Raw genomic sequence first — 11,244 nt, 5'->3', positions numbered from 1 at the left:
TGATTTACACATTTCCCACTAAAGTGCTAAGAAGACAAAAAAACCACTTTGTGAAAAAAATGTTCAGGCAATTAAACACGAGAGCAAGCTCAGCGACAATAAAAAATTGCGTAATTTACATAAGAACATTTTTATAGCCTTATTAAGGCTTGTAATTAGAATTTAATAATATGGTAATAAAATGATCATCTGATTCCTAATCGATTGTTTTTTATAACCTTTTGAGTTTTTATACCTATATTCAATTAATTTATAATTGAATTTGATGATATAAATAAAATATATAGGGATATCAGATAAACGATCATAACCACATGATTTTAATGGCTATTTTCTTAAAAAGAACATCTGATCGGAAAAGATAGAAAAGACGAGAAAAAATATAGTCCAGATGGCGAGCTATCGAAAATAAAGCTTAGACTATATGTCTTTTAGGTGGCAACGGAAACACCGGCCAATTGAACTGGGCATCTCCGACCACCATAAAATAAGGATTAAGTAAGGACGCCGTTGGCTGGTATCGCAAATCCTGACCTTGAGCATCGACAATGCGCCCGCCGGCCGATTCGACAATCACTTGTGAGGCGGCTGTATCCCAATGCGAAGTGGGGCCAAAGCGGGGATAAACATCAGCCACGCCTTCCGCCACTAAGCAGGATTTTAAGGCCGATCCCATGTGGACCGTTTGGCTATGGGGTAAAGCCGCTTGAAAAGCTTTGACCTTGCTGCCATGCCGACGACTGACGGCAATTTTAACTGGCTGGGTTATGGGTTGGCGCACTTGAATGGTGCGGGTTTGATTTTGGTAGGTTTTGGTAGCCGGTTGCCCGACTATCGCGCAATAGGTGACATCCAGTACTGGGCCGTAGACAACACCCAAAACCGGTTGTTGGTTCACAATTAGGGCAATATTGACGCAAAACTCATCCGTGCGCTCTATAAATTCTTTGGTGCCATCTAAAGGGTCAACCAACCAATATACCTGCCAGGCCTGGCGTTCTGAAAAAGGCGTGGATTCGACATTTTCTTCACTCACTACTGGAATATGAGGCGTCAGTTTTGCTAAAGCTAAACGAATCAATCTATCGGCTTGTTTGTCCGCTAAGGTCACAGGCGAGCCATCCGCTTTTTGTTCGATTTCGCAATCGGCACAACGGTAAATCTCTAAAATCTGCTCACCCGCTTGATGAGCGGCTTGACAAACGGCAGGCAACCAGGCCTGGTAGTCGTTTAAACTGGGGAATACTGCCGTTGGCGTCATGCTAAACGTCCTAGTTTTTGAAGCATTAAAAATAACGCGGCATAAGCCCGTCCTTCGCTGAAGTCCGGATGCGCCAGTAACTTTGGCCAATCATCAAGCCGCCAATGCACCACTTCGAGCGGTTCGGGCTCATCCCCTTCCGCCGAATCGGCCACTAATCCACGCGCCAAAACCAAGTGCGTATGATGATTCATATAGCCAGCCGCCAACGTGACTTGATCAAGATAATCCAATTGCAAAGGGCGAAAACCAATTTCTTCTATACATTCGCGCGTGCCGGCTTCCAACCAAGTTTCGCCCGGATCAATTTTGCCTTTAGGAAAACCCAATTCATAACGCCCCACTCCGGCACTGTATTCGCGAATTAACAACAAGGTTTCATCATCCAACATGGGCACAATTAATACTGCACCATCCTGATGCCCCATCAAACGCTCATAATGCACCTGCACACCATTTGAAAACTCAAGGTGTTGGGCTTGCACGGTGAAGATTCGTGACTGCATCACGATATTTTCAGCTAAAATGGAAGGTCTTTTTTTAGAATTCATGAACAAATCATACGTCATGGCCGCGATGGCTTCAACTTAATAACCCGCTTAAAACGCGTTGACCAAATAGCGGTAGATCAAACTAAAGGAGCGATTATGTCAAACCTAGCGTGGGATGAAATCGACACAGTATTATTAGATATGGACGGCACCCTACTCGACCTGCATTTTGATTGGTCGTTTTGGATGGATTATTTGCCGGAAGCTTACGCCTTGCACCATAACATTGGGTTTGATGAAGCCAAAAAACAGGTTCGAACCGCCATTCAAGAGCAAACAGGTACCTTAAACTGGTATTGTTTGGACTATTGGAGTGAGCGCTTTGGCTTGTCGATTGCGGATTTAAAACGTGAAATCAAACATTTAATTCGTGCGCACCCAGATGTGATGACCTTTTTAGCCCAACTGCGCCAGCTAAATAAAAAAGTCGTGATGGTCACCAATGCGCATCGTGACAGCTTGGCGTTAAAACTAGAAATGACCCAAATTGCCCCCTACTTTGATCATTTAATTTCAGCTCACGATTTTGGCACCCCCAAAGAAAACATGGCGATTTGGAACCATATTCAATCAGTGATTCCGTATGATCCAGCCCGAACCCTGTTAATTGACGACAACATTCGTGCGCTGGAAACCGCTGAACAATATAGCATTGCCCATTTATTGGCGGCGGTACATGTCAGCCCGCAAATGGATCGAATCGACCCGCAAGGTTTCGACTATTTTGAGTTTTTTGCCGAAATTATGCCGCTACGCCAAGGGGCTTTAAATGAGTAACCTGCGGTCTCGATTAAAGCAAGCTTGGCAAAACAAGTGGATTAACAACGGCATTTGGCTAGTTGGTTTTTTTATACTCTATTTAATGATTCGTCCTTTTATGCAAGGGGACGTGGTGCGCGATGTGGCCCCCGCTTTTGAAGCGAGCAACTTAATGGGCGAAAATCTAAGTTTGCAGGATTTTGAAGGCGAGGCGGTATTAATTCATTTTTGGGCAACCTGGTGTCCGATTTGTGAATTCTCACGCGACGGGGTTGAAGCGCTTGCGAAAGACTATCATGTGATTAACGTCGCCACCCAATCAGGCGATGACCAAACACTGCTAGACTATGCCGAACAACATAATATGAACCCGCGTTTTATTATTAATGATGCCGACGGCTCACTGTTTAAACAATACGGTGCGCGAGCGGTTCCGGCCGATTTCATTGTTAATGCGCAAGGTGAAATCACCTTTATTGAGGTGGGTTTAAGCTCTAGCTGGGGTTTACGAACACGATTATGGTGGGCAAATCGCGGGGGAGCTTCCTAAATTGATCAACCCGTTCCGTTTCAGTCGCCAAACCCCATCGCCTAAACCGCGTTATGGTGGCGAAATTATCCACGCCGAACGAGATGAATACGGGTTAATTCAGGTGATCGATACCCAAATCTGTCGCAGTTTACATTTTGATTCAGCCGTCAAACAAAGCCGTTACTTTTTTCAAGCCCCCCTTAGTTTAGCCTTTGAATACCAACAAGTGCTGGAACAAAAAATTGCCGATTTTTCCTACCAGAAGCCACTCAAAAACCTATTAATGCTGGGCGTGGGCGGTGGCTCGCTGGCAAGCAAACTCTTTATCTCCGAACCCAAACTGCAAATGACCCTGGTGGATTTGCGCCAAAGTGTGATCGATATTGCACATGATTTTTTTCATCTACCGTTTCATAAAAATATTCAAACTCTAGCGCAGGATGCGGCCGAGTTTATACAACATAACGATCAAGCTTACGATGTGATCGTAGTTGATGTGTTTAATGAAAACGGCATGCCAGATGCTTTTTGCCAAGCCGCGTTTTTAAACCAACTCGTCGAACAAGTGAAAGCACCAGGCCTGGTGCTTTTCAACCTGTGGCAAAGCACCCCCGAACCCACCTTAAAAGTCATTCAGTTTTTTGAATCACAAGGGCCGATTGAACTCTTCCCGATTCATTCCAGCAAAAACTTGATCCTACAATATCAAGCACGCTAACCACCAGGCCTGGTGCAAACCCTGCTAAAATAGCTCCACATTTTTATTCGAGACTGATTCGTTATCATGGCTTTATTATTCTTACGCGACATTTCTTTAAGCTTTGGCGCCGCGCCCCTGCTCAGCAAAATCCATTTTCAAGTCGAGCCAAACGAGCGCGTTTGTATTGTCGGGCGCAATGGCGAAGGCAAATCCACCCTGCTTAAGATTATCGAAGGCATTCAGCCGGCCGATGAGGGCACGCGCATCGTGCAAGACGGCGTGCATATTGCGAAACTGCAGCAGGAAGTGCCGCACGATGTGCAAGGCACGGTATTTGATGTGGTCGCGCAAGGTTTAGGCGATATTGGTGAAGTGTTAAAAGCCTATCATCACGCAGCCCAAGCCCTCGGCCAAGAGGTAACGGACGAAGCGATGGAGCGTTTGCAAAAACTGCAACAAACCATCGAATCGCAAAACGGTTGGGAAATGAATCAACGTGTCGATACGATTTTATCCAAACTCGGTTTGCCAACCGATGACGAGTTTTCTTCATTATCCGGTGGTATGAAACGACGTGTGTTATTAGCTCAAGCTTTGGTACAAGAGCCGGATGTTTTGTTATTGGACGAGCCCACTAACCATTTAGATATTCCGTCAATTCAATGGCTAGAAGGCTTTTTGAAAAGCCTGCGCTGTGCTTTAATTTTTATTACGCATGACCGCGCTTTTTTACAAGCATTGGCCACGCGCATTGTTGAGGTAGATCGTGGCCACTTGTCGAGCTGGGAATGCGATTACGCCACCTTTTTAGAACGCAAACAAGCGCATTTAGAAGCCGAGGCTAAGGCCAATGCTGAGTTTGATAAAAAACTCGCGCAAGAAGAAGTCTGGATTCGCCAAGGCATTAAAGCCCGCCGCACTCGCAACGAAGGCCGCGTTCGTGCGTTAGAAAAACTGCGTTTAGAACACCAAGCGCGTCGTAGCCAACAAGGCACGGCTAATTTACAAGTGAACCTGGGCGAAAACTCCGGCAAAAAAGTCATCGAAATAAAAGACCTAAGCTTCGCTTGGCCGGATAAAACCATAGTGAAAGACTTCTCCTGCGTGATTATGCGCGGCGACAAAGTCGGTTTAATCGGCCCGAACGGTTGCGGTAAGTCGACCCTATTAAAACTATTGCTAGGCAAACAACAGCCTAATCAAGGCTCTGTGGAATTGGGCACCAATTTGCAAATCGCTTACTTTGACCAGCACCGCGCCAAACTGGATGAAAACCTGTCAGTGGCCGAAAACGTGATGGATTCAAGTGACCATGTCGAAATCAACGGCGTGCGTAAACACATTATTGGTTATCTAAGCGACTTTCTGTTTGCACCAGATCGTGCGCGCCAGCCGGTTAAGTCTTTATCCGGTGGCGAACGTAATCGATTGTTGTTGGCGCAAGTCTTTGCCAAACCATCCAATCTATTAATTTTGGATGAGCCCACCAACGATTTGGATGTCGAAACGCTTGAGCTGTTGGAAGACTTATTAATGAACTACGCTGGCACGGTATTAATTGTCAGCCATGACCGTGCCTTTTTAAATAACGTGGTCACCAGCTCAATTGTATTTGATGCACCAGGCCTGGTGAACGAATACGTCGGTGGCTACGATGATTGGATTCGCCAGCGCCCAAACCTAGATCAAACTAAACCCAAGCCTGCTGGCCAAACCAGTATGCCTGCGGAAACAAAAGCGTCTCAGCCCGCAGCCGAAACCAGCAAACCGGCCAAAAAACTCAGCTATAAAGACCAGCGCGAATACGATGCCCTGCCCGCTAAAATTGAGGCGCTTGAATCGGAGTTGGAAGCTTTAGGCGCGCAGATGACGGATGCCGATTTTTATCAGCAAGAAGACGCCAAGGTTCAAGCCGTGTTGGCCGAACTAAATAAAAAAGAAGCCGAACTGGAACAGGCGTTTGCCGACTGGGAACGCTTAGAAAGCCTATTAAACTGATATTTGTATGAAGATTGAACTGGATTTAAATACCAACACAGCAGACAGCGAAAACTTAAGCCAGCAACTGGCTGACGCGTTACGGGTCCGCTTAAGTGAGATGGAAGCTGAACTGATTACTGATTTGTCGCATATCAGCCACTTCGCCAATTACACTGGCGACATGCAAATCGACTCGATTGAACATCTAGGCGAACAACGTTATTTAATGCACTACAGCTTTGGCTGGCAAATCAACAATGCCTGCGCCGACCAACTCGACGAAGGCCGAATCAGCGAAAAAGTACGTTTTGAACTGCAACCACCAGGCCTGGTGAGTTTTAGGATTTTGCGTTTTGATTAAAAAACTCATCAATCGGCCGCGGCTTACCAAACAAATAACCCTGGAAAACTCGGCACCCCATTTCGCTTAACATTTGGTGTTGCTCTGGGGTTTCAACTCCTTCTGCTATCACATCAAATTCCATGCTATCAGCCAAAGCAATAACCGCTCGTGCAATGGCGGCATCGTTGCTATCGTCAATAATATCGCGCACAAAAGCTTGATCAATTTTGAGCTGATCTATCGGTAAACGTTTGAGATAAGACAGCGATGAATAACCTGTACCAAAATCATCCAATGAGAAGCTTACCCCAAGCTTTTTGAGTGCCTGCATTTTATCAATCACATCTTCCATGTCTTTAACCAACACACTTTCAGTTAATTCCAGCTTTAGACGACGCGGATTGGCTCCGGTTTGGCGACAAATTTGCTCTACCTCTTCAACCAAATCACTTTGATGAAATTGACGCGCACTCACATTGACGGCAATCATCAACGACTCGGTAGAAGGCTGGTTTGACCAAGCTACCAATTGTTCACAAGCGGCTTGTAAAACCCACCGACCAATCGGCAAAATCAAACCGTTTTCTTCAGCCAGTGGAATAAACACATTCGGCGCAACTAAACCATGTTCTGGGTCAAGCCAGCGCAGTAAGGCTTCGGCACCGATCACTCTGCCATCAATATCAACTTGAGGTTGATAAAACAAAACAAACTGATGCTCTATAATCGCCTGGCGCATACTGGCTTCCATCAAGGCTTTAGCGTGTACCACCTCTTGCATGGTTTTATCGTAAAAACGAATTGTGTTTCGGCCTTTCGCTTTGGCTTGATACATCGCCAAATCGGCATGTTTGAGCAGTTCTTCTAAGGTTTCGCGGTGGCCGGAAAATAACTTAACTCCAATACTAGGCGTGTTGTGATAAGCCATTGAGCTTAATTGATAAGGCTGATTTAAAACGCGTAAAACTTTTTGGGCTACCTGCTCTGCTTGGGTAGCGGCATGATTCCAGTCTCGGTCTATGTCTGGCAACATCAAGACAAATTCATCCCCACCAATGCGTGCCACCGTGTCGCCATCTCGTACATTTTCTTTCAACCTCACAGACACCTGGCGTAACAATTCATCGCCGGTATCGTGCCCCAAGGTATCGTTTAAGGTTTTGAAATCATCCAGATCAATAAACATTAATGCACATACCCGTTTACTGCGATCGGTCACGGCCATTTCTTGCTGTAAGCGGTCTTGTAATAAACGCCGATTTGGTAATTGCGTCAGCGGATCATAAAATGCCAAGTTCTCAATCGCTTCTTCAGCCTGTTTTCGTTCAGTCACCTCATAAAATCCACCCACCATGCGTAAAGGATTGCCGTCCGCATCACGTTCAACCACATCACCTCGGTCTTGCACCCAAACTTCTTGCCCTGTGGTCATTTGTATAAAACGATATTCCAAACGGTAATGGCCTTTGAATTTAAAGCACTCGTTAACCGCATAACTTACTTTTTCTCGATCATCTGGGTGAACGGCCTTAAAGAAAACATCGTCAGAGTGTTCTAACAAGCCATCCGTTAGCCCTATTAGGTCGGCCCAACTTTGATTATGAATAACCTTGCCGGCTTTAATATCCCAATCCCAAATACCTTCATGGTTGACGGCCATAATTTGATTTAAACGGTTTTCACTTTTCTCCAGAGCCTGGTGTGATTCGACTATTTCTGTTTCGCGCTTTACCAAAGTATCGAGCATCATATTAAAGCGCTTGGCTAATTGTGCGGCTTCATCAATGCCATCAAGTTTGACGCGTAAAGCACGTTTACCGGACTTGACTTGATCGGCTACGGTTTGAATCGCATATAAGCGCCGAGTTAAATAACGCGCCGCCATCGTCGCCAACAAGGCCGACAGAATGACGGCGAACAATAAAAACACAAGAGCCGAATATTTAATTTTTTCAAACCGTTTAAGCTCAGCCGCTTGAGTTAACCCTATACGTACCCAACCAATATGTTGGTCTGCCAACATGATTGGACTCACTAGATCAATAAAGTCACGATTTTTCTGAATTACGGTTAATATCGGCTTTGTAGGCATGTCCAATAAGTACTGTCCGCGATAAGATAACGCGTTGTGTGCCAATATTTGACTATTCAGATCCAATACAATGGCATGAGTTAAGTCAGGATATTTATCTACTCTATCAATAATATTTTGCAACCCGGAGAAGTCGCGTGATGCCACCCAAACCGCGGTCGAACTCGCCAGGTTTTGTGCCAAGCCCATGGCATGTTCGGCTTTCAGTTCTTGCATTAAGTTTCGATGTTCGCGTGTGACCTCCCAAATAAATAACGCAAGTAATACCGTCACCACGAGTACCATCCCCACCACAAGTTGACGGCGAACACTTCCTAACAACCAATGCTTTAGTTTTACAAAGGTTTGCTTCATGGCTGTCTCACAAGTCGTACATCTTGTTCAAAACGTTGAATATAGTCTCGCACCAAGTCGTAACGTGCATTATTTGATGCATAAAATTGTTCGGTTTCCATAAATGCCAAAATACGCTGACCTTGCGTGCTTTGATGCAAACTTAATAGCTGTTGTTTTACTTGCTCAATCAAATCTAATGGCACATCATCTCTTACCATCACCGAGTTGTTTAACAAGGGTTCAGTTTGCCAAATAACTTCGAGTTGAGCCGCCTCTTGTGGGTGTTCTTTTACAAAAGCACGCCAAGGCGGTGGCCAGGTTGCACTCGCAGCGGCAGAACCAAGATAAACATTCATAATCGCAGACTCTTGCGAACCGACATAATTATTCTGAATATCGTGATTTATGTTCAGACCAGCTTGATGTAAGAAATATTGCGGCATAATTGCGGCCGCTAGCGCGGTGGGCGATGGGTAGGCGACGGTTTTGCCAATTAAATCTTGTGGCTGACGAATGCCGCTATCCTTACGGACGATAAAAATACCTTTAAAGTCTTCGGCTTTACCCGCCATCGCAACGACCTGATAACCTTTTTTCATAGCCACCAGGGTTTGCCAAGGGTTGGGTAATATAAATGCTGGTTCACGCTGTTCAATCTTAGCTTCATAAATCTGATAATCACGCGAAGCTTCCAACTCGATTCGAGCCCCTTCTAATCCTTGGTTAATGTGATTAATCAAAGGTTGGTAAGTTTCCATCAGTTTTTGAGGATTGTGTAATGGATGAACTGCAAAACGGTAGACAGTAATAGAGGTAGTTGGAGGGGTTTGACTGTAAGGTAGGTTGATATTGGGTGTATTGGATTGCTCACAACCAGCCAGAAGCAACAGGCTCAATAGTGCCAATTTTAAAAAAATTTCATAGGCATCCTCACTAATTGCATCTTAGCCGATAATCATTATCACGACGCTAAGAAGCGTCATTGTCATGACTTCTCTGTAGCAGTATAAATAATATCCCACAATAATACTGCAGAAATTAATTAGTCAGATACCTAAAAAAATGGCGATTCTAGTTTTGCTTTGCTTGCCAGCTTTGGCCGGGGCTTAATATAAGCTCTTGCCCTTCGAATTTAAGCTTTACCTGGCGGTAATCCATATCTAAGACTTTAATGCCGTCTTTTTCACTCTGGCGAGTTAAAAATTGGCCGTTGATGCTTACCCTCATTTGACCATCCGTTCCCATCACAACCGCCCCGACCTCAATAGATTTAAGTTCAGAGGCATACACATTCGCCCAACTTAAGCCAAACATGATTAACGCAATGCCAACTCGCTTCATATTCCACCCACCTTGCTAGAACTAAAATGATCTAATTTACCGAGCTGAACGCTCATCTCGATCGGATTTTTTATCATCCGAATCCAATACTTCACCTTCAATCACATCACTTTCTCGTGTTGACTCGTAATAGCGAACGCGCGTTGGCTCTGAATCTTTTACGGTCCATTCGGTTTGCACATAACTAAAACCATGCGGATTGGCCGCGCGCTTGGCCAACCAGCGTTTGGCTAACGCGACCCGTACCGGCGGCAACAATAATAAGAACCCCAAAAAGTCGGTCACCAGGCCTGGTAATAACAACATAGCGCCACCAATGAAAATCATCATACCTTCGATTACCTGCTGCTGCGGGGTTTCACCTTTCGCTACCGCCATCTGGGCTTGTTGCACCACTTGCAAACCCTGATATTTCATTAATAAACCGCCGACTAAAGCGGTCAGAATTGTTAACAATATCGTTGGCAACGCGCCAATTTCTGAGCCGACCTCAATCAAGACATACAGCTCTAACAAAGGCACAACAATAAAAACAATAAAAAATACTTTAAACATAATTTCCGCTCTAACCAAAAATGAACTCTTTTTATGACATCATCTGCCTCGTTTTTCAAGTGATCGGCGCATATTTACTTGGTTATTACGCGTTCAGGTTTTGCACAAACCCTTCACACTTTAAAAGCTTGCCCCTGTCTATAATGGAGTCTGCTAGAATTAGCAACCAATATTGGCACCATCATCTCAGGATGAGGCAACCTTCCCAAACCAACGGGTTAGCGATTCAATACGATTGGAATTTACTATGAAACAAACATGGCGTTTACTTATTCAAACCTGGCTTATCGCCAGTTTATTGGCGTTTTCAAGCCAAGGCTTTGCAAATGAAGATGACTTATTGGAAGCGGATCAAGCCTTCCAATTGCAACCTATTAAAGCCTCCGATTCTAAATTAACGGTGGGCTGGAAAATTGCTAAAGGCTATTATTTATACCAAGAACGCATTAGTGTTGAGTCGGCTGAGATTGAATTATCCAAGCCCCAGTTTCCCACCCCTGTTCGCAAAAATGACCCTTTGTTTGGTGAAGTAGACGTTTACAAAACTGATTTTAATATCCAAGTACCTTACCAAGCGCAAACCTCAAACGCGCAAATCACTGTTAAATATCAGGGTTGCTCGGAAGAATATGGCGTATGTTATCCGCCTCAAACCAAGAAGTTATCGGTGGAGTTGCCCACTCAAACTTCAGGTTCAAGCTCCGACCTAAGCTCGGTAAACTCTTTAGCCGAACTTAATAAACTGCTGGCATCGGGTTCTAACTCATCTGGCGATTTGCTGGATGTCGATGACG

The 11,244-nt window shown here is 44.8% G+C and carries 12 protein-coding genes; 6 read left to right on the top strand and 6 right to left on the bottom strand.

Going from position 1 to position 11,244, the window contains the following annotated elements; translation table 11 throughout:
• Positions 1-415: 415 nt before the first annotated feature.
• Both cysQ and nudE read right to left on the bottom strand, forming a co-directional pair.
• Positions 416-1,261 (bottom strand): 3'(2'),5'-bisphosphate nucleotidase CysQ, encoded by an 846-nt coding sequence (gene cysQ, locus VIM91_RS02050; protein WP_331863159.1) that lies wholly within the window; start codon positions 1,259-1,261, stop codon positions 416-418.
• Positions 1,258-1,812, bottom strand: a complete 555-nt coding sequence (nudE, locus tag VIM91_RS02045; protein WP_331863158.1) for an ADP compounds hydrolase NudE — start codon at positions 1,810-1,812, stop codon at positions 1,258-1,260. The genes cysQ and nudE overlap by 4 nt, the downstream gene beginning before the upstream one ends.
• 96 nt (positions 1,813-1,908) lie before the next feature.
• Here nudE and yrfG point away from each other — a divergent pair, with 96 nt between their 5' ends.
• From yrfG to VIM91_RS02020, 5 genes are all read left to right on the top strand, one after another.
• Positions 1,909-2,589, top strand: coding sequence for a GMP/IMP nucleotidase (gene yrfG / locus VIM91_RS02040; RefSeq protein WP_331863157.1), 681 nt, complete (start codon positions 1,909-1,911; stop codon positions 2,587-2,589).
• On the top strand, positions 2,582-3,121 hold the full coding sequence (locus VIM91_RS02035) for a redoxin domain-containing protein (RefSeq protein WP_331863156.1): 540 nt from the start codon (positions 2,582-2,584) through the stop codon (positions 3,119-3,121). The genes yrfG and VIM91_RS02035 overlap by 8 nt, the downstream gene beginning before the upstream one ends.
• Before the next feature lies 1 nt (position 3,122).
• The gene (locus VIM91_RS02030) at positions 3,123-3,821 is read left to right on the top strand and encodes a fused MFS/spermidine synthase (protein ID WP_331863155.1); all 699 of its coding nucleotides are present in this window, start codon (positions 3,123-3,125) and stop codon (positions 3,819-3,821) included.
• 66 nt (positions 3,822-3,887) lie between these two features.
• Positions 3,888-5,801, top strand: a complete 1,914-nt coding sequence (gene uup, locus VIM91_RS02025) for an ATP-binding cassette ATPase Uup (protein WP_331863154.1) — start codon at positions 3,888-3,890, stop codon at positions 5,799-5,801.
• 7 nt (positions 5,802-5,808) lie between these two features.
• Positions 5,809-6,144, top strand: a complete 336-nt coding sequence (locus VIM91_RS02020) for a hypothetical protein (RefSeq protein WP_331863153.1) — start codon at positions 5,809-5,811, stop codon at positions 6,142-6,144.
• Here VIM91_RS02020 and VIM91_RS02015 read toward each other — a convergent pair.
• The 4 genes from VIM91_RS02015 to VIM91_RS02000 form a co-directional block, all read right to left on the bottom strand.
• Positions 6,122-8,572 carry an EAL domain-containing protein gene (locus VIM91_RS02015; RefSeq protein WP_331863152.1) on the bottom strand — a complete coding sequence of 817 codons (2,451 nt, stop codon included), beginning with the start codon at positions 8,570-8,572 and terminating at the stop codon, positions 6,122-6,124. The two genes, VIM91_RS02020 and VIM91_RS02015, sit on opposite strands and share 23 nt — an antisense overlap.
• The gene (locus VIM91_RS02010; protein WP_331863151.1) at positions 8,569-9,450 is read right to left on the bottom strand and encodes a phosphate/phosphite/phosphonate ABC transporter substrate-binding protein; all 882 of its coding nucleotides are present in this window, start codon (positions 9,448-9,450) and stop codon (positions 8,569-8,571) included. Before VIM91_RS02010 ends, VIM91_RS02015 begins: the two co-directional genes overlap by 4 nt.
• Positions 9,451-9,625: 175 nt before the next feature.
• Positions 9,626-9,895 (bottom strand): hypothetical protein, encoded by a 270-nt coding sequence (locus VIM91_RS02005; protein ID WP_331863150.1) that lies wholly within the window; start codon positions 9,893-9,895, stop codon positions 9,626-9,628.
• A 36-nt stretch (positions 9,896-9,931) separates the two neighbouring features.
• Positions 9,932-10,450 (bottom strand): FxsA family protein, encoded by a 519-nt coding sequence (locus tag VIM91_RS02000; protein WP_331863149.1) that lies wholly within the window; start codon positions 10,448-10,450, stop codon positions 9,932-9,934.
• 247 nt (positions 10,451-10,697) lie between these two features.
• Between VIM91_RS02000 and VIM91_RS01995 the strand changes: the two genes are divergently transcribed.
• On the top strand, positions 10,698-11,244 hold a 547-nt coding region (locus tag VIM91_RS01995), incomplete at its 3' end, for a protein-disulfide reductase DsbD domain-containing protein (protein ID WP_331863148.1).

The organism is Thiomicrospira sp., assembly GCF_036568485.1.
In the GTDB taxonomy this organism is placed as follows: Bacteria; Pseudomonadota; Gammaproteobacteria; order Thiomicrospirales; family Thiomicrospiraceae; genus Thiomicrospira.
This window is presented reverse-complemented; position numbering and strand designations above follow the sequence as displayed.